Annotated in this window: 23 protein-coding genes; 15 read left to right on the top strand and 8 right to left on the bottom strand. The window is 60.0% G+C overall.

What is annotated here, in order from left to right; translation table 11 throughout:
• Position 1: 1 nt before the first annotated feature.
• The 5 genes from AC4IHP_RS19745 to AC4IHP_RS19725 form a co-directional block, all read right to left on the bottom strand.
• Complete coding sequence (locus AC4IHP_RS19745; RefSeq protein WP_490832529.1) at positions 2 to 2,800, bottom strand: toprim domain-containing protein; 2,799 nt, start codon at positions 2,798 to 2,800, stop codon at positions 2 to 4.
• Between the two features lie 2 nt (positions 2,801 to 2,802).
• Positions 2,803 to 3,036: a hypothetical protein gene (locus AC4IHP_RS19740; protein WP_490832528.1), complete on the bottom strand. Its 234-nt coding sequence runs from the start codon at positions 3,034 to 3,036 to the stop codon at positions 2,803 to 2,805.
• Positions 3,037 to 3,111: 75 nt separating this feature from the next.
• Positions 3,112 to 3,477, bottom strand: coding sequence for a hypothetical protein (locus AC4IHP_RS19735; protein WP_490832527.1), 366 nt, complete (start codon positions 3,475 to 3,477; stop codon positions 3,112 to 3,114).
• The gene (locus AC4IHP_RS19730; RefSeq protein ID WP_490832526.1) at positions 3,474 to 3,947 is read right to left on the bottom strand and encodes a YmfL family putative regulatory protein; all 474 of its coding nucleotides are present in this window, start codon (positions 3,945 to 3,947) and stop codon (positions 3,474 to 3,476) included. The genes AC4IHP_RS19735 and AC4IHP_RS19730 overlap by 4 nt, the downstream gene beginning before the upstream one ends.
• Before the next feature lie 29 nt (positions 3,948 to 3,976).
• Entirely contained in the window at positions 3,977 to 4,177 is a 201-nt protein-coding gene (locus AC4IHP_RS19725) for a DNA-binding protein (RefSeq protein ID WP_095050509.1), read from the bottom strand.
• A gap of 92 nt (positions 4,178 to 4,269) precedes the next feature.
• On the opposite strand from AC4IHP_RS19725, the gene AC4IHP_RS19720 reads away from it, so the two are divergent.
• Both AC4IHP_RS19720 and AC4IHP_RS19715 read left to right on the top strand, forming a co-directional pair.
• Positions 4,270 to 4,617, top strand: a complete 348-nt coding sequence (locus AC4IHP_RS19720; protein WP_177409285.1) for a helix-turn-helix domain-containing protein — start codon at positions 4,270 to 4,272, stop codon at positions 4,615 to 4,617.
• A 102-nt stretch (positions 4,618 to 4,719) separates the two neighbouring features.
• Positions 4,720 to 4,905: a hypothetical protein gene (locus tag AC4IHP_RS19715; protein WP_490832525.1), complete on the top strand. Its 186-nt coding sequence runs from the start codon at positions 4,720 to 4,722 to the stop codon at positions 4,903 to 4,905.
• Between the two features lie 55 nt (positions 4,906 to 4,960).
• Here the strand turns inward: AC4IHP_RS19715 and AC4IHP_RS19710 are convergent, their stop codons facing one another.
• The 3 genes from AC4IHP_RS19710 to AC4IHP_RS19700 form a co-directional block, all read right to left on the bottom strand.
• Positions 4,961 to 5,218, bottom strand: coding sequence for an ogr/Delta-like zinc finger family protein (locus tag AC4IHP_RS19710; RefSeq protein ID WP_064392752.1), 258 nt, complete (start codon positions 5,216 to 5,218; stop codon positions 4,961 to 4,963).
• 75 nt (positions 5,219 to 5,293) lie between these two features.
• The gene (locus AC4IHP_RS19705; protein WP_490832524.1) at positions 5,294 to 6,136 is read right to left on the bottom strand and encodes a phage portal protein; all 843 of its coding nucleotides are present in this window, start codon (positions 6,134 to 6,136) and stop codon (positions 5,294 to 5,296) included.
• A complete protein-coding gene (locus tag AC4IHP_RS19700; RefSeq protein ID WP_490832523.1) occupies positions 6,075 to 8,117 on the bottom strand; it encodes a terminase large subunit domain-containing protein in 2,043 nt (680 codons plus the stop codon). The genes AC4IHP_RS19705 and AC4IHP_RS19700 overlap by 62 nt, the downstream gene beginning before the upstream one ends.
• Before the next feature lie 162 nt (positions 8,118 to 8,279).
• Here AC4IHP_RS19700 and AC4IHP_RS19695 point away from each other — a divergent pair, with 162 nt between their 5' ends.
• From AC4IHP_RS19695 to AC4IHP_RS19635, 13 genes are all read left to right on the top strand, one after another.
• Entirely contained in the window at positions 8,280 to 9,203 is a 924-nt protein-coding gene (locus AC4IHP_RS19695; RefSeq protein WP_490832522.1) for a GPO family capsid scaffolding protein, read from the top strand.
• 2 nt (positions 9,204 to 9,205) lie between these two features.
• Positions 9,206 to 10,225, top strand: coding sequence for a phage major capsid protein, P2 family (locus tag AC4IHP_RS19690; RefSeq protein ID WP_490832521.1), 1,020 nt, complete (start codon positions 9,206 to 9,208; stop codon positions 10,223 to 10,225).
• Positions 10,222 to 10,944 (top strand): phage terminase small subunit, encoded by a 723-nt coding sequence (gene gpM, locus AC4IHP_RS19685; protein WP_490832520.1) that lies wholly within the window; start codon positions 10,222 to 10,224, stop codon positions 10,942 to 10,944. Before AC4IHP_RS19690 ends, gpM begins: the two co-directional genes overlap by 4 nt.
• Before the next feature lie 98 nt (positions 10,945 to 11,042).
• Positions 11,043 to 11,504: a head completion/stabilization protein gene (locus tag AC4IHP_RS19680; protein ID WP_490832519.1), complete on the top strand. Its 462-nt coding sequence runs from the start codon at positions 11,043 to 11,045 to the stop codon at positions 11,502 to 11,504.
• On the top strand, positions 11,501 to 11,953 hold the full coding sequence (locus tag AC4IHP_RS19675; RefSeq protein WP_490832518.1) for a phage tail protein: 453 nt from the start codon (positions 11,501 to 11,503) through the stop codon (positions 11,951 to 11,953). Before AC4IHP_RS19680 ends, AC4IHP_RS19675 begins: the two co-directional genes overlap by 4 nt.
• On the top strand, positions 11,940 to 12,623 hold the full coding sequence (locus AC4IHP_RS19670; protein ID WP_490832517.1) for a phage virion morphogenesis family protein: 684 nt from the start codon (positions 11,940 to 11,942) through the stop codon (positions 12,621 to 12,623). Before AC4IHP_RS19675 ends, AC4IHP_RS19670 begins: the two co-directional genes overlap by 14 nt.
• Positions 12,624 to 12,634: 11 nt before the next feature.
• Positions 12,635 to 13,750 carry a DUF2586 domain-containing protein gene (locus AC4IHP_RS19665; RefSeq protein WP_490832516.1) on the top strand — a complete coding sequence of 372 codons (1,116 nt, stop codon included), beginning with the start codon at positions 12,635 to 12,637 and terminating at the stop codon, positions 13,748 to 13,750.
• 6 nt (positions 13,751 to 13,756) lie between these two features.
• The gene (locus AC4IHP_RS19660) at positions 13,757 to 14,209 is read left to right on the top strand and encodes a phage protein (RefSeq protein WP_490832515.1); all 453 of its coding nucleotides are present in this window, start codon (positions 13,757 to 13,759) and stop codon (positions 14,207 to 14,209) included.
• Positions 14,209 to 14,418, top strand: a complete 210-nt coding sequence (locus AC4IHP_RS19655) for a TraR/DksA C4-type zinc finger protein (protein ID WP_490832514.1) — start codon at positions 14,209 to 14,211, stop codon at positions 14,416 to 14,418. The genes AC4IHP_RS19660 and AC4IHP_RS19655 overlap by 1 nt, the downstream gene beginning before the upstream one ends.
• Entirely contained in the window at positions 14,418 to 14,714 is a 297-nt protein-coding gene (locus AC4IHP_RS19650; RefSeq protein WP_490832513.1) for a hypothetical protein, read from the top strand. The genes AC4IHP_RS19655 and AC4IHP_RS19650 overlap by 1 nt, the downstream gene beginning before the upstream one ends.
• The gene (locus AC4IHP_RS19645; RefSeq protein WP_490832512.1) at positions 14,711 to 15,244 is read left to right on the top strand and encodes a lysozyme; all 534 of its coding nucleotides are present in this window, start codon (positions 14,711 to 14,713) and stop codon (positions 15,242 to 15,244) included. The genes AC4IHP_RS19650 and AC4IHP_RS19645 overlap by 4 nt, the downstream gene beginning before the upstream one ends.
• Positions 15,244 to 15,759: a lysis system i-spanin subunit Rz gene (locus AC4IHP_RS19640; protein WP_490832511.1), complete on the top strand. Its 516-nt coding sequence runs from the start codon at positions 15,244 to 15,246 to the stop codon at positions 15,757 to 15,759. Before AC4IHP_RS19645 ends, AC4IHP_RS19640 begins: the two co-directional genes overlap by 1 nt.
• On the top strand, positions 15,756 to 16,046 hold the full coding sequence (locus tag AC4IHP_RS19635) for a putative phage tail assembly chaperone (RefSeq protein WP_207848773.1): 291 nt from the start codon (positions 15,756 to 15,758) through the stop codon (positions 16,044 to 16,046). Before AC4IHP_RS19640 ends, AC4IHP_RS19635 begins: the two co-directional genes overlap by 4 nt.
• The last annotated feature ends 5 nt before the right edge of the window (positions 16,047 to 16,051 follow it).

Here is a 16,051-nt window from a genome sequence, read left to right as displayed (position 1 = left end):
TTTACGCCTTGAATGTCCAGCACTTGACCGTGGTCGGCCGGGGTTGTGAAACGGGGTTGCGATGGTTGAAGGCTGCGCGTACGGCGCTGTGCACGGCCTTGTTGCTGTCGAGAAATTTGCGTGACCGTGACTCTTTGAGCAGGTCGCGCAACGTGGCCACGTCGGCCAGCTTTTGTTTGTGTTCGGCGGCGCGCTCGCAGAATTCGTTGAGGTTGATGGCGATCACGGTTGGATCAGAGCTGTGGTCGACCACCGGATCTTCACTGAGGGATTCGAGGTAGTCGTAAACCTCCCAAAACTCGGCCACTGCCGGATGGTCGGAACTGATCGAGGCCTGGCGTTCGATGGCCATACGGACGATTTGCCGTTGCGTGGCGGCGACTTGCGGATCACTCAATTTCAGCACCAGGCGCAGTCCGTCCAGCAGTGAGAGCAGTTGCGCGTGGTTCTTGCTGATGCGCTCCACGCGGATGTAACCGCGCAGGTCATAACCGCAACTGCTGCAGTTGCCCTGGTCGCTTACATAGGCCGTACCGCAGGCAAAACAATGCGTGTGCAGGCGGCGCAGCTTCGCTTCGTGTTCGGGCATGCGCTGGGCGAACAGATCGAGCACGGCGGACTCCTTGCCTACGGCGCGCAACAGAAAGTGGCTGAGGGTGCCGCCGTCCAGTGCGTTCAACTGGTCAGCGGCCGCACGGCTTTCCGGGGTCACGATCGGGCGCACGAAGTGCAGTTTGACGATGCGCGTCATGATCGCCTCGTGGGCGATCACCGCCGCGTTCTGGCTGATGGCGATCGTTCCTCGAAAGGGTGGTTCGTACGTCTCGTTGCCCGCCGTCTTGACGCCTTTGGTGGCCAGCGTGCCGCCGCCGTAGAAGTCTTTCAGCTCATCCCATTCGAAGGTTTTGGCGTGTACCCGATCGTCGCTGTGGCGGTCGGCCTCAAGAAACACCACCGGCATGCCGGAAACCTGGCCCATCAGGCGCGAGCGTCCGGCTTTGGTCGATTTCATCGGGTCGAAGCCTTCATAGCCTTCGCGTCCGAGCAGCTTCCACAGCAGGTTGAGCAGGGTGGTTTTGCCGGCACCGGCTTCACCGGTGGCCTCCAGAAACGGAAAGGACTGGTAACGCGCGCGGATCTGCTCGCAGAACAGCGAGCCGAAAAAGAACACCAGCGCGACGAAGCCCTGGGCGCCGAAGCAGGTCCACAACAACCGCACCCATTGCTCGTTGAAGTCTTTTCCGTCCCGCTGCAGCTTGATCGGGACACCTTTCTGCAGGGTTTTCAGGCGCAGCTTGCCGAACTCGAAATAGTCTTCGCTGTTGACCTTGTAGGTGGTGCCATCCTTGATTGCGATGTCGCCATAGACGTAGCAGGCGTATTCCTTGCTGTAGCCCACGTAGTCGATGGTCGACACGGTTTTGATGCCGAATAGCTGGTCCTTCATCAGCTTGTCGAGCTGCTGACCGCTGCCCGTGAACATGGCGCCGGCGGCCATGCCGAGCAGGCGCTTTTTGAATTCACTGGCGGCGGACAGCTGGCCGCTGGTGAAGGTGTTTTTCACGCTTTCGGAGTCGTGCGGGAAGTCCACGCGCAGGTAATACCAGGACTCGTCGGTGACTTCGTTGCGCTGAAAGTACAGGGCTTGCGGGTAGCAGTTGGCAATCTCCACGACGCTGCCGGACTGCTGCAGCGCCTTCTCGCGCTGTTGCGCCTGGTTGAGCAACTGGTCGTCGTGGTTCTCGCTGTCCTCGATGTCGGACATGGCCCGGTTGAATTTCTCCATGTCCAACTTGAACCAGTACAGGCGGCTGCCAAAGCCCAGGTGAAATTCCCCGCGCTTGTTCCAGTCGTAAATGAGCAAGGCCTTTTCAGCTGCGCTCTCTGCCAGCAGCAGGGCGCCCTGATGGCGGGCCTGTTTGAGGTCCGTTGCGATCTGTTCGGCGCGCTTGGTGTCGTCCTGAATAAAACTCCAGCGCTGGTGCAGGTCGTTCCAATCAGACTTGCGGCCGTCACGTTGCGGGATCTGTGCTGACTCGCAGACGAAACCCAGGGCACGGGCTTCGCGGACCCAACGCCGGGTGTAGGCATTGGCGCTCGGTTCGTTGTCCAGCGCCCAGACTAACTTGGGCAGCTTGCCGCCCTCACGGGTTTTGATCAGCGCCTTGAGCGAGTCCCCCGGGAACGCGTTGGACGACATGGCAGATACGGCCGCGATGTCGTTGTGCACCAGAGCGATGGCGTCAAAGATCCCTTCGACAATCCAGATTTCCTTGACCTCGAGCAGGTCGACGCAAGGGGGGCACCACCAGACGCCTCGATAGCTGTCCTTGGATTTGAAGCGCGCCTTCATCTTTCCGAAACGGTGCGGCTGATCAATCAGTCGTTCCCACCAGCCGCCTTTTTCCAGGACGAAACGCACTGTGGCGCTGCCGGCGTTGTGGTCGGGCGAGTAGAAGCTTTCCTGCGTGAACCAGCCCTGGATCAGTTCAAATCGAAAGCCCCGGGCGTACTCCAGATAAGCCCGTGCAGTGGCGTTGGGGTGCTGGTCCGTCGCCGGCGCACGCTTGCTCCAGTCCTCAAACAGATCGTCGTACAGCTCTTTTACGTGCAGGGTATGGCCGCACTTTTCTGGTCGACCACAGATCACCATCCATGGTGTATCGAATCGGGAATACAACTCCTTTTTCTTGCACTTGGGGCAGGTGCCACCGCGCATGTAATCGGTGCCTACGCGGTGCTTCAATCCGAAATCGAACTGGAGGCGTTGCAACACGTCGTGGCGGAGATCTTCTTTCATGATTACTTCACTGCTTTGAGGCTGAGGGAGAGAGCGGCCATCAGGCGTTTCTGGGCGGCCATCACCGGAGTTCTTTCGAGGATCGAGCTGTGCCGTTTTTCTTGCGGGACATACCGGTATTCATCCGCGTACCAGTAGTCGTTGAGGCTCAAGCGGTACTGCTCACGCATCGCAGCCAGAAGTGCTTCGGCCTCTGCAGGTGGCAGCTGGGTAGTCACAATTACGGCGTTTCCCATCTTGAAACCTCGATTTCGGGCGCAGCTCACCCAAACCCACGGAGTGCGGGGCAGGCGTTTGTTTGAGGGGTGGTGTTACGAGTTGGCTAAGCGAACGCGACCAATGTCTGGCGCGTTGATGATTCGCTCATAGATGAGGCTGACCGGTACGGCCCATTGTCGGCCGGTGACCGGATCAACGATCACGGTGTGCGTCGACGTGCTGCTCTGGATGTTCAGGCGTTGCCGATCGCGAACGGCGACCATGGTGGTGCCTGCCAGGTGAACGATTTTTTCAGCGACCTGCGTTTGCACGTCGTAGTCTGCAACCAAGTGTTGAACAGCCCGGCTGAACAGTTGCTGATCGTCGCTCAGGTGTTCGCAGTGGTGACGCTCAAGAAACGCCAGCGCGGCGCTCTGCAGGACATCCTGGTATTCCGGTACTGCAGACAAATTGTTCATTGAGCCTTTCCTGCGCGGTAGAGAGCGATGGCAGCCAGCACTTCTGCGTGCCTTGCTGCTACGTGGAGGTTATGCGCGTCCATGATGAATTCGGCTTCTTCATCACTGATCGAACCGTCTTCAAGAGCGGCGGCAATCGCTTGATCAACACACCCTCGCTTTGCAGAAACCTGCACGGAGCGTTTGTAGAGTTCGACATTGTCGAGCGTTCCAGGATCGGCCACTGGTACGAACAGTCCCCCGTACATCGACGCGACGTAATTGGGGAAGTGCTGAGTTCCACAGTCCTGCTCGAGCATGAAAACTTGTAAGTCGCTGAGGGGACTGCAACCAGCATTTTCGTAGGCATGGTTGTCGAATTTTTTGAGCTTCAGACCCAAGCGCGCAGCAGCGGCTTCGCGTCCGCCGGCGTAACTGCGGATGATCTCGCTCATGACTTCTTTACGGGTATCTAGGATTGGACTTTTCAACTTCTACTTTTCCCTGTTGAGCGCCACGATTACTGTTCAATTACGCCGTCTTTGATGCCAAGCAACACGGCGGCGCGATGTGCCTCCCCTCGGCGACCTTTGATCCGACCGTTCAAAAGGTCGCTGACCAAATTTTTGTTCAGTCCATGCTTGCGACTGAACTCCGCGATACTTAGTCCCTTTCGATCGAGAGCCGCCCGGGCTTGCTCGTGCGTAATGGTGGCGGGCATAGTGTTCCCTCTGTTCATTTGTGTTTGTTTGCGTTTGTCTGTGGTGATTCTTGGTCAAAAAAATGATCAAGTCAATGGTGGTGACTAAAAAAATGCTCATAGCGGATCGAGTAGGTGAACGCCTCAGGGAAGAGCGCGAGCGCTTGGGGTTAAATCAAACAGAGTTTGGAGTCCTACTTGGAGTCAGTAGGGGAACGCAAAAGAATTACGAACTGGGAGCCAGCTCCCTAGACCTTCGTTACGTCACGGCCCTGGAAGAGAAGGGGGTAGATGCGGCGTACGTGCTTACGGGACGTCATGCGACACCATTGGGCCAACTTTTTAGCCCATCGGAAGAACAGATGATCATGCAATTCAGGTCGATCCCTGATGATGATCAGAAGGCGATTCGTCGTTTCCTTGAAGCGATGGCCGACGACGCCGCCCGGCACCGGTCTTAACTCGCAACAATCCCGCACAGTCATTGGGGTATCTCTTATTCCAATGCAGTTGCGCCCACCCCATAAAGTCCATTCAGCAATGCACTTTATGGAGTAGTTAGCATGTTGGATCGCAAGAAGAACGATCACATCAACCTCGAATACGCCGGGTCGGAAATTCCCGTACTCACGGACATTGAGCGTCGACTGATCGATCTGTATCGCCGGCTGAGCCGCATTGAACAGCAACAGGTTCGTCGCGTGGCCGAGATACTGGCAATCAACCCAAAGGAGAAAGTAGAGGGCTGACCGTCATTCCTTGAATGATCCCGATCGCCGGCGCTACAGCGTTGGCGGTTTGTAGCTACGCCACCGCCTGCGATCCCAACTGCTCGAAAAGCTCCCGCTGCTTCGCCCTGGGCATTTCGCGCAAGCGATCGATCAGCATCCGTTCGAACGTCTGCGATGACGGACTGAGCGTGTGCGAGAACGTCAGATTTGCCACCCATGTGTGCCCGCACTTTGCGTCTAGGCACTGGCAGTACAGTTTGACAAAGGCTCTGGTTACCTCTTCTCGCGAGGCAATCCGGCCCTTGTGTCCGCAATTGCATACAACTCTCATTGTGTCCCTCCCCAGGGGCAGCTGATCGCCACCATATTGCCACAATAAGTAGTGGCTTTCTCTCCACTGGATTGTTCATGAAGTGGTATCCACTGCCTCAGGAACAGGTTTCCAGCTAAAGCGCCTGTCTTCTCGCAGCTTGTCATTAAGCTGGTTGAACAACTGGCAGATCGGCCGGATTTCGTTGCTGGTGTACACGCGATCGATCTTTTCGATGTCTCCGAATCCACCGGTATTTTCCGGGATGATGCCTGCCAGCGCCGGGTTCATCCGCCAAGCCGCGATGACATCGTTTCGAGTGATGTTCTTCACTTTCTCCAACTCGTCTTTCGCCTGGAAGTCGCCCACCGGGATGATCTGGATGGCGTTTTCCTTACCGTTGGGGATGTTGACGAACATAGATCGGAAGTTGCCCACGCCCTTGCTCGCGCTGATTTGGGCGCGCAGCTCGTCCTCGTCCTCTTCGGTCAGGTCGGGGTCGTTTGTGTAGAAGATGTAGCCGGCGTGCGCACCGTTGCTGTAGTAGCGCCGGCGGAAGAGGGTAGCGGCCTCATTCAGCAGCAACGCCTGCAGACCTCCCAAGTAATCCGGAATCCCGTAAATGTTCTGTTCTACGTCGTAGTCCAGGACGTGGGAGATTTCGTGCGCCTCGAACTCCATTTCCTTGTTGTCGGGCAGCAGCATCACGAAACCGCCGTCGACCTTCACGCGCATGTTGATTGCCGGCAGGTGCTGCAGCTCCAGCACCTGGCCGAATGCGTTGGTGTCGTTGTAGAAGTACGCTTCGCCAAACACCATGTAGTCCAGTCCCGCGCGGCCCATTGTCTCGGTGCTGCAGCCGACCGAGGCGATGAACTCACGTAGCAACAGGTTGCGCTTGAACTTTGGAATGGCGCCGTGGTGCGCGTTGGCGCGCAACAGCTTGGCCAGGCCGGCCCGCGATACCGGCGGCTTGTAGATCTTCCCGTCGTCGCTGGGGAACACCCCTACGTACTCGCCGATGTTGCCGGACAGCACCTGCTCCGGCTCCCCGAACGTAAACGAGCGCATCGGCTGTTGCTGTGGTTGGGCTACGTGGTGCTTTCTGCGTTTGCGGTTGGCCATGGCTGCTCTGGTTACTCGTGACGTAGCGGCTACGGCGCCGCTTGTTGGTGTTCAAAGGTTCGTTGGACAGGGCGTGCATCACCGCCCAGGCAATGTCGGCGTGGCCGGTGGCCTCGGTGCGGGATGCGCTGTAGGTGATCTGGCCGCTGTTGGTGGCGCCGCGTTTGATGGTCAGGAACGCCTGTGCGATGTCCGTCCAGCCGGCGTCCCACTCGATGCGACTGCCTTGGATCGTGTCCTGGGCTTTAAGTACCAGGGCGTTTTTCGCTTCCAGGCTGTAGTGAATCGGTGTCGCCTTGGCGTAGAAGTCGCGCACCAGGTCGAAAACGCCGTAACCCACGCCGGTGACATCGATACCGATGTGCTGCACGTTGAAGCGCTCGGTCAGCTTCTTGACCTGCGCGGCCTGGTAGGTGAACGAATGGCCCCGCCAGCTGTGCTTCTCCAGGATCCGGAACTTCGCCCCGGGTTCGAGCGGCGGCGCGATGACCACACAGGTGGCGTCGTCGCGGGTGCGACTCGGGTCGTATCCTAGCCAGACCGGGCTGTTGCCGAACGGGCGATCCAGATCCGGGTTGTAGTCCTCCCACAACGACAGATCCGAGTAGCAGCGCTCCAGATCCTTGAGACTGAACGCGCTTTGGGTGCTGTCGATGAACTTGCAGTAGAACAGCTGCTGAAACTTGTCCTCGTCGTACTCCAGCTGCAGCTGCTCCAGGTCGAACAAATCGCAGCCGCCGGCGATCGCATCGTCCAGGGTGATCGTTTTGCGCCACTGGCCGTCCGGACACAGCGCGCCCTGTGTGTAGGCCGTTTCGCTCGGCCACACACCGCCGGCCTTCTTGCCGCGCTTGCTGTTGCGGAACTCTTCGCCCGACCAGAACGGATACGCCTGGTGCGACACGGCGCTGGGCGTCGAGAAATAGGTTTTGCGCCACTTCTTGTGGGTGCCCATGGCGCTGGCCACGGTGCTGAGTTTTTCGAAGTCGCGAATCCAGAAATATTCGTCCACGTAGACGTGGCCGTGGTAGCCCTGGGCGGTGCTGCTGTTGGTGCTGAGAAAGCGCAGCTCGGCGCCGTTGCTCAGGGTGATCGGGTTACCGGTCAGCTCAATATCAAACCATTGCTTGGCGAACTGGATGATGTAGCTGCGGAAGATCTCGGACTGCGATCGGCTGGCCGACAGGAACACCTGGTTATCACCGCTCAACACGGCGTCCATGAACGCTTCGCCGGCGAAGTAGTAGGTCAGGCCGACCTGACGGCTTTTGAGGATGTTCCGGACACGGCGGGTCAGCGGGTTCTGTTTCGCCTCGAACAGTTCTTTCTGGTAGCCGTACATTTTCGAGATGAACTTATCCAGGAAGTCCACTTCGGTCAGGCCGCTGATGTCGTTCTTTGCCTTCTTTTCGCGCTTCTTGCCGCCGCCTTCGCCACGCTCACGGCGTTGGCCAGGCTGACGTTCGCGAGGCTCGTCCGGACGATCTGTTGCCGCCGCCGGCGCAGGTTTGGCCGCTAGCTTTTTCAGTCGCTCAAGCAGGCTTGTCAGCCGCTCCAGTTCGTCCAGTTCGGCTTTCGTCAGCGGCTCGATCTTCTCCAGAATCAAGGTGATTCGTCGGTTGACGGCGCTCAACGGTTCTTCATCCGTAAGCATCTCGTCCCAGCCGCCTTGGCGGATCCAGTAGTAGACGATACGGATATTTGGCAGCTTCAAATGCGCCTGGATTTCCTTCACCGAACAGCGGCGCAGGTAGAGGCGTTTTGCGGCTTCTTTGACTTCGGTCGGGTAGTTCATGGGCCGCAGTCTATGCGGCGAAAACGCCGGAAACGCGGGGTTAAGTCCCATCATTCGCCTATATCCGGAAAATAGGAGATCGCCGAAAACCAACCGTTTGTTTGGGGCAAAGCGGCTCCCTATCGTGGCGGCTCATTCAGTGATTGAGCGCAGTTACCCACCATGCCCCGTTCCCTTGTCTCCTACTGGAAACGTGTTGCCACCAGCGGCCCGACCGTCGATGGCCGCGAGATCCTGCCCCAGGAACTGCGCGACATCGCCGAGACCTACACACCTGCCAAGTACACGGCGGTGATCTGGTGCGACCACGAACGCTGGCCAGGCTCGCACGGCACCGTATTCGCTGTGCGTTTGGTGGAAGAGGGCGAGGATCTGGAGCCTGGCCAAATCGCGCTGGAAGCGCAGCTGAAGCCGAACGACCGCCTTCTGTATCTGAACGACCAAGGCCAGAAGTTGTTCAGCAGCATCGAGATCACCCCGAATTTCGCCGGCAGCGGCAAGGCCTATCTGACCGGCCTGGCGGTGACTGATTCGCCGGCGAGTCTTGGCACTCAAGAGCTGTATTTCTCCAATCGAACCAGCCGCGCCGCTTACTACGCCGCTTCGCAAGAACTTGGCCCGCTACGCGAAACCGAGCCGCAGGGTGAGATCGGGCGCCTTGCCGCCATGTTCACCCGCCTGTTCAAGCGTTTCGGTATTGAAGACACGTCCACCGAAACCACCCCGCAAACCCCAACCGAGAGCAAACCCCCAATGGATGAAGCTACCGCAACGGCCTTGAAAGCCCTGCTGGCCCAGCTGCTGGTCGTCGCTGCTGGCATTCAGGCCGTAATCGAGCCTGCAGCCGAAGACGCACCGGAACCTGATCAAGCCCCGATCGATGACGTCAGCGTGGCTGTGGACGAGATTGTCACGACTGCCGAAGAAGAGCGCGAATTCAAGCGCAACGGCGGCGGCAATAAGGCTGTGCTGGCAGCGCTGACCAGCCTGCAGAAACAGTTCACTGCGCTACAGAACACCTCCACCGGACGTCAGTTGCCGCGCAATTCCGGCCCGACTGACAAATCCAAAGCGCGGGTGCTCTGACCATGGCCCGTTCCCTGAGCGCTTACGGCGCCAAGATGTACGCCGAAATGCAGCTGGCTATCGCCGAGACCTACGGTGTCGCGCTGGCCAGCAAGATGTTTTCCGTTGAGCCGTCGATCGCCCAAGAGCTGAACGACGCCATTACCGCCAAGGCGGACTTCCTGCAGCGCATCAACGTCATTCCGGTGACCGAGATCAAGGGCGAGAAGGTGTTTATTGGCGTGTCCGGCCCGGTGACTGGCCGCACCAACACCAAGACCACTGATCGTGTGGCGAAAGACGCCTCGGCGCTGGAGAACAGCACTTACGAGCTGTCGTCGACCGAATCGGACGTGGGTTTGCCCTACGCGAAGATCGATGCCTGGGCCAAGTTCCCGGACTTCCATCAACGCTACTCCGCCGCCGTGCAGAAACAGATCGCACTGGATCGCATCATGGTCGGTTTCCATGGTGTGAAAGCGGCTGCACAGACCGACATCGAAGCCTATCCGATGCTGCAGGACGTGAACAAAGGCTGGCTGCAGCAGCTGCGTGAACAGGCGCCGCAGCAGGTACTCAAGGAAGGCAAAACACCCGGCAAGGTCACCATGGGGCCTGGCGGTGATTACGAGAACCTGGACGGTCTGGTGCATGACACCAAGCAAATGGTGGACGAGCGTCTGCGCGACGGCGGCGACCTGGTGGCGATCATCGGCACCGACCTGCTGGCTGCTGACAAGGCGAAGCTGTACGCCAAACAGGGCGACACCCCGACTGAAAAAGAGCGCATCGAGGACGCCCAGGTGATCGCCACCTACGGTGGTTTGCCGAGCTTTAGCGTGCCGTTCTTCCCGGTCAACGGCGTGCTGGTCACCAGTTGGGACAACCTGTCGATTTACTTCCAGGACTCCAGCTGGCGCAAGCAAACCGTGGATAACCCGAAGCGTTCCCGCGTTGAGGATTACAACAGCCGCAACGAGGGTTACGTGATCGAGCAACTGGAAAAAATCGCGCTGACCGAGAACGTGGAGCTGGTGAAGTGAGCCTGGCTCTCGCACACAAGCGCCGTACCCTGGCTCTGGGAACCGCTGCAGTGATCGCTGCTGCAGCGGCACCGCTGGCGTATTCGCCGGCGGAAGCCCTGAGCAGTCCGGCCAATGCGAAAAAGCATCTGCAGTTGCAGGAAGCGGCAATGGCTCAAGACCTGGAGCGCCTGAGCGCGATCAAGGGGCTGGCCGGACGCCAGGCACTCAAGCGTGAGGAACTGCTGCCCAAGTACCAGGACTTCATTCAGCGCTACATGGATTCGGGCCTTGTCATGCCGAACCCCGTACTGGTGCAGGTGATGGTCTGGCTGTTCGACACCGAGCAGTTCGAAGACGGCCTGGTGCTGGCGGACTTTGCGATCGAGCAGGGTCAGGAAATGCCGGAGCGCTTCAAGCGGCGCGACGTGCAGACCTTTGTCGCGGATGCAGTGATTGATTGGGCGTACGCCGAATATAACGCCCAGCGCAGCCCGGAGCCGTACCTGTCCAACCTGCTGCCGCGTGTCGACGGTGAGTGGGATCTGATCGAGCAGATCCCGAGCAAGTACCACAAGTTGATCGGCATGCGCGCGATGGAGGCCGAGCAGTGGGAAACCGCGCTTGAGCACCTGGAGCGCTCCACCGAGCTGTACGCGAAAGCCGGCAACGAGACGCGCATTGCGAAATGCCGCAAGGCGATCGCCAAACAAACACCCGCCGTCACCGGCGCCCAATAACCGACTACCCCCCCAGCGGGGAACTGTGGACGTGTGTCTGCCATTTATGGCTAGCCCCACGAAAAACAGTCTCCCCGCCCTAATTTGAGCGGTCAGCAATGAGCTTTTCCGGGAAACCCACCACCTTTGTGGAACAGATCATCGAGAACGACGGCTTTTGGCCGAATCTCTCCGTGTCCGAATTCCAGAAGGGCTACCGCCTGCCGGCGGAATTCCTGGGCGACCTGCTGACCGACGCCCTGAGCATCGCCATGGCCGAGGTCAACGACGACCTGGCCAAGCTCAAAACCAGCTGGCTGGCGGCGGGCATCACCGCGGTGGAAACAGCCGATCCGATGCTACTGCCTGAACGTGCGTTCAAGGCCAAGCTCTACAAGCGCGCTGTTTACTGCCGCGCCAAGGCCAGCGCCCTGCAGCAGTTCGCCACCGTGACCCGGCGCGAGAGTGCCGAGAACACCGGCAAGGAAGCGCCGGAGCGTGAAGACACGTTTCTGGCATTCAGTCAGCAGGCTGTGCGCGCCCTGCAGGGCCGTGGCCGCATCACGGCGAAGTTGCTATGACCAAGCTGCAGGCATTGACCGCCTACCTGATGCAGCGCCGCCTGTTCGCGCCTGAGCAGCTAGACAGCTTCACCGAGCAGGTAAAGCTTTCGCTGATCTGGAAACCCGACGTCGGCGGCATGCACTTCGCTGATATGCACTATCGCGCCGCGATTGTGCTGGAGCGCTTCGCCGACCATCCGGCGCGCCTGATGGCCCTGGTCGGCAGTTGGCTGGAAAACCACGATGGCGATCGCGACCGCCACGAACTGCCGGCGCCGGAATTCGCCGTGGAGCCGTTGGACAACGATCTGTTCGACGTGGAGGTCACGCTGGAATTCGTCGAGCCGCAGTACCTGTCCGAAGACCCAGCAGGCGAGATCGAGGCCTTCGGCAAGACCTGGGCGTTTGTCCCCTTTGATCTGTGGGTCGCCGAGCGCGGCGAAGTGGCCACCGATGGCCGGCCGTAGCACTTTCGAACTCGACGTGCGCGGTCGTCTTGGCGTGCGCGAGCAACTGGCCCTGTTGAGCCTGCCGCCGCAACTGCGCCGCCGACTGTTGAACCAGGTCACCAAGCGCGTGCGGACGATGAGCCGCAAGCGTGTGCGCGAACAGCGAAACCTGGACGGCTCGCCGTTCGCCCCGCGCAAGGGCGACGGCAAAGGCAAAAAGAAGATGGAAGCCGGCCTGGCCAAGTTGATGGTGGTCACCCGCGTAACCGCTGATGAAGCGGAACTGGGCTGGAAAAACGCCCTGACCCGATGGGTCGCCGCCCAGCAGCACAACGGTGCCAGTGAGCGCCGTACCGCCGCGCAAATGCGCCGCTGGAACAAAAACCCGCCGGGTTTAGCAGCCACCGACAAACAGGCCAAGCGTTTGCGCCGGTTGGGTTTTCGTGTGCGCCAGGCCGGGAAAAAGACGCTGACCCGGCCGTCTGTGGCGTGGATTCAAGAACATGTGAACTACGCACAGGCCGGCCTGCTGATCCGCATCCTGGACGATCAGCGCAAGGAGACCACCGGCGCGCAGAGCTGGGAAATCACCTTACCGAAACGCCAGTTCATTGGCGCCGAAACTGAACGCGAAACCAATCTCCTGATTAACCAGGTGATGCAACAAATCCTAACTTCACCCCGCTAACGAGGCACTGCATGGCACTCGGTCAAGTCACCGTCGACAATCTCAATCTGGGCCAGGGGCCGGTGACTGAGATTGAGCGTTACTTTCTTTTCATCGGCCCGGCCGGCAAGAACGTCGGCCAGTTCATCCCCCTGAACACTGACAGCGATCTGGACGCTGCCCTGGGCGTTCCGGCCAGCGACCTGAAAACCCAAATCACCGCTGCCCGTCTCAATGGCGGTCAGCGCTGGGCGTGCGTGGCGGCTCCGATCGCCGCCGAGGCCGACTGGCTCAGCGCGCTGGAAAAAGCCCAGCAGCAAGGCTATTCCGTGGAGTCCGTGGTGATTACCAAACCGGTGACCACTGCTGCCGAAATATCGGCCATGGATGACGCCGCCGTTGCCCTCAACAACACCTACGGGCGTCGGGTGTTCGTCATGGCATCCGCTGCCGGCGTAACCGCCGAACAGACTTGGGCGCAGTACGTGAGTGAGCGTAAGGCGCTGCTGGCCAACCTGTCCGCGCCGCGTGTCCTGGTTGTCCCTCAACTGCACGGCAACGACCTTGGCGTACTCGCCGGCCGCTTGGCGAACGCCTCCGTGAGCATTGCCGACAGCCCGATGCGTGTGGCCACCGGTGCCGTGCAAGGCCTTGGCCCGGTGCCGGTGGATGGCGACAAGATCCCGCTGCCCTCGGCCGTGCGTTCCGAACTGGATCGAGCGCGCTACTCGGTTTCGCAGACCTATCCCGACTACCCGGGCGTGTACTGGGGTGACGGCAACATGCTGGACGCCCCCGGTAGTGACTTTCAGGTCGTGGAATATCTGCGCATCACCGACAAGGCTGCTCGCCAGATCCGGGCGCTGCTGATTCGGCGTGTAGCCGATCGCCGCTTGAACAACACGCCCAACAGCATGGCGGTCAACACCAACCAATTGATGGCGCCGCTACGCGCCATGGCCAAGTCCGTCACGTTTGCGGGCCAGGTATTCCCCGGCGACATCGAGCCGCCGAAAGACGGCGACCTGGTGCTGACCTGGTTGAGCAAAACCAAGGTGGTCGCCTACTTCAAGCTCAAACCCCTCAACTGCCCGAAAGACCTGACGGCGAACATCGCCCTGGATCTTTCCACCGACAAAACGGAGTAACGCCCCATGGCAAAAATTGGCGGCAAGAACTTTGACGTGAGCCTGGGCGACATCGCGCTGCACGTCGAGAACTGCACCCTGGACATCACCGACAACTCGGCCGTGGCCCTAACCCGGGGCGTGCCGGACGGCTATGTGGAAGGCGACGTCGCCGCTGCCGGCGAACTGGAGCTGGATAGCGCCAACTTTCAACTGCTGATCGACGCGGCTCGCTCGGCCGGCAGCTTTCGCGAACTCAAGCCGTTTGATGCGGTGTTCTTCGCCAAGGCAGGCGGGGATGAGGAACTGCGTGTGGAGGCCTTCGGCTGCAAGGTGAAGGTCTCCAGCCTGCTGGCGATCGACCCGAAGGGCGGCGAAAAGACCAAGCACAAGGTGCCGTTCGACGTCACCAGTCCGGATTTCATCCACATCAACGGTGTGCCGTACCTCGCTGCCGCTGAGATTGAAGGTATTCGCTGATGGCTGATTGGGTCGACCGCGCGCAGAAACTGGAGCAACGCCAACGTGACCACGCGATCAAGGCCCAGTTGCTCAACCCTTTGCCGGTCGGGCCAAGCCTGACCCATTGCCTGGACTGCGACAAAGAGATTCCGCCGGCGCGCCAGGCGCTGGGCGGCAAGACGCGGTGCGTCCCGTGCCAGACGGACTTTGAGAAGAGTAAACGCTGATGACCACTGACGCCGTGCGCCTCGGAGCGCTGGAACAGAAGTTCGCTGTCTTCGAACACCGGCTGGGCGAGCTGGAAGACCGCCACGAAACCGTCCCGACCCGCGTCACCAAGCTGGAGCAGGGTTTCGAACACATGGCTGGCCAACTGTCGGAACTCAACGCCGGCCAGCAGACGCTGACCGTTGCGGTGAATGACATCGGCGCCAAAGTTGGCCGCTTGCTGACCATCCTGACGCTGGTTGGCGCCGTGCTGCAGATGGTCGTGCCGGCGCTGCTGCGTGTGTGGTTTCCATGAGCCTGCGCGGCAGGATTCAGGCCGGCTTGATCGCGCTGGCCAGCGCTCCGCTGGTGTTCTTTTTGGGCACCTGGGAAGGCAACGGCCACAACACCGTTTACGCGGACAAGCTCGCCGGTGACCTGCCTACGGTTTGCAAAGGCATCACCCGGTTTACCAGCCCGTACCCGGTCGTGGTCGGCGACTACTGGTCGCCCGCCAAGTGCGCGGAGGTGGAGCAGCTGGTGATCCGCAAAACGCAGCTGGAGTTGGCCAAGTGCATCACCAACCCGAACGTGGGCCAGAACCCCTTCGACGCACTGACCAGTCACGGCCACAACTTCGGCGTGACCAGCACCTGTGCCAGTCGAGCAGTCGCGCTTATCAACGCCGGTCGTATTGCCGAGGGCTGTAATGCCTTGACCTGGGCGCCGGACGGTAAGACGCCGGTGTGGGCCTTTGTGACTGACGCCAAGGGTCAGAAGCGCTTTGTTCCGGGCCTGCACAACCGCCGGCTGGCCGAATCCCGGCTGTGTGCGGAGGGCTTGTGATGCTGCGCGAAGCCTTGTTCCTGGTCGTGCTGTGCCTGGTCGTCTGGATCGGCTTCGACATGCTTGAAGGCCAGCGCGATGAAGCCAGGCGCGAGCGTGACAGCGCGCAATGGGAAGCCAGCGGCCTGCGTGAAGCGGCCCGAATCAGCGGCGAGATGCTTGCCGAGCGGGACGCGATCGACCAACGAAACACCAAGGAATTGACGGATGCACGCACTGAAAACGAACGCCTGCGCCGCGCTGTTGGCGATGGCACTGGCAGGTTGCACGTCCGCGCCACCTGTCCCGCCTCCGGATCTTTGTCCGCCTCCGCCGGCGCCGCCCGCGTGGTTGATGCAGGCACCGCCGAACTCGCAGCAGACGCTCGACCGGATTATTTCATCCTCCGAGATCAGCTCGCCTTAAGTCGGCAAATGATCGTCGGACTGCAGCAATACGCCCTTGGCTTGTGCCGGCGATCGTCGGCGCACCAGGACACCACTTTTCCCAACCTCAACGAGAGAAAAACCCCATGAGCCAACAAAACACCGAAATCACCCTGGAAGTCGGCGAAGCGGAATTCACCTTCAACCTGACCCCGGCTGACGTCACCAAGTATTTCAACGCCCTGACGCAGACCAACAAGGTCGCCCCAGGCAACAACCTGCTGATGACTACTGTGCTGCAGGAACAGAAAGCCGTCCTGAAACCGCTGCTGGCCAATCCGGTGATGGTGATGCAGATCGCCGGCGCGCTGCTGGAGGAATACGCGCCGAATGTTGAGGTGATCGTAAAAAAGCGCTCGAGCACGCTGAGCGCCTAAGCGAA

The organism is Pseudomonas sp. UF-293 (assembly GCF_058245595.1).
This window is presented reverse-complemented; position numbering and strand designations above follow the sequence as displayed.

Coding starts and splice junctions, on each gene's coding strand:
- AC4IHP_RS19635 (WP_207848773.1), top strand. CDS start 15,756: ATGAGCCAACAAAACACCGAAATCACCCTGGAAGTCGGCGAAGCGGAA.
- AC4IHP_RS19640 (WP_490832511.1), top strand. CDS start 15,244: ATGCTGCGCGAAGCCTTGTTCCTGGTCGTGCTGTGCCTGGTCGTCTGG.
- AC4IHP_RS19675 (WP_490832518.1), top strand. CDS start 11,501: ATGACCAAGCTGCAGGCATTGACCGCCTACCTGATGCAGCGCCGCCTG.
- AC4IHP_RS19710 (WP_064392752.1), bottom strand. CDS start 5,218: ATGAGAGTTGTATGCAATTGCGGACACAAGGGCCGGATTGCCTCGCGA.
- AC4IHP_RS19665 (WP_490832516.1), top strand. CDS start 12,635: ATGGCACTCGGTCAAGTCACCGTCGACAATCTCAATCTGGGCCAGGGG.
- AC4IHP_RS19670 (WP_490832517.1), top strand. CDS start 11,940: ATGGCCGGCCGTAGCACTTTCGAACTCGACGTGCGCGGTCGTCTTGGC.
- AC4IHP_RS19660 (WP_490832515.1), top strand. CDS start 13,757: ATGGCAAAAATTGGCGGCAAGAACTTTGACGTGAGCCTGGGCGACATC.
- AC4IHP_RS19700 (WP_490832523.1), bottom strand. CDS start 8,117: ATGAACTACCCGACCGAAGTCAAAGAAGCCGCAAAACGCCTCTACCTG.
- AC4IHP_RS19720 (WP_177409285.1), top strand. CDS start 4,270: ATGCTCATAGCGGATCGAGTAGGTGAACGCCTCAGGGAAGAGCGCGAG.
- AC4IHP_RS19745 (WP_490832529.1), bottom strand. CDS start 2,800: ATGAAAGAAGATCTCCGCCACGACGTGTTGCAACGCCTCCAGTTCGAT.
- AC4IHP_RS19695 (WP_490832522.1), top strand. CDS start 8,280: ATGCCCCGTTCCCTTGTCTCCTACTGGAAACGTGTTGCCACCAGCGGC.
- AC4IHP_RS19735 (WP_490832527.1), bottom strand. CDS start 3,477: ATGAACAATTTGTCTGCAGTACCGGAATACCAGGATGTCCTGCAGAGC.
- AC4IHP_RS19725 (WP_095050509.1), bottom strand. CDS start 4,177: ATGCCCGCCACCATTACGCACGAGCAAGCCCGGGCGGCTCTCGATCGA.
- AC4IHP_RS19645 (WP_490832512.1), top strand. CDS start 14,711: ATGAGCCTGCGCGGCAGGATTCAGGCCGGCTTGATCGCGCTGGCCAGC.
- AC4IHP_RS19740 (WP_490832528.1), bottom strand. CDS start 3,036: ATGGGAAACGCCGTAATTGTGACTACCCAGCTGCCACCTGCAGAGGCC.
- AC4IHP_RS19715 (WP_490832525.1), top strand. CDS start 4,720: ATGTTGGATCGCAAGAAGAACGATCACATCAACCTCGAATACGCCGGG.
- AC4IHP_RS19680 (WP_490832519.1), top strand. CDS start 11,043: ATGAGCTTTTCCGGGAAACCCACCACCTTTGTGGAACAGATCATCGAG.
- AC4IHP_RS19655 (WP_490832514.1), top strand. CDS start 14,209: ATGGCTGATTGGGTCGACCGCGCGCAGAAACTGGAGCAACGCCAACGT.
- AC4IHP_RS19690 (WP_490832521.1), top strand. CDS start 9,206: ATGGCCCGTTCCCTGAGCGCTTACGGCGCCAAGATGTACGCCGAAATG.
- AC4IHP_RS19650 (WP_490832513.1), top strand. CDS start 14,418: ATGACCACTGACGCCGTGCGCCTCGGAGCGCTGGAACAGAAGTTCGCT.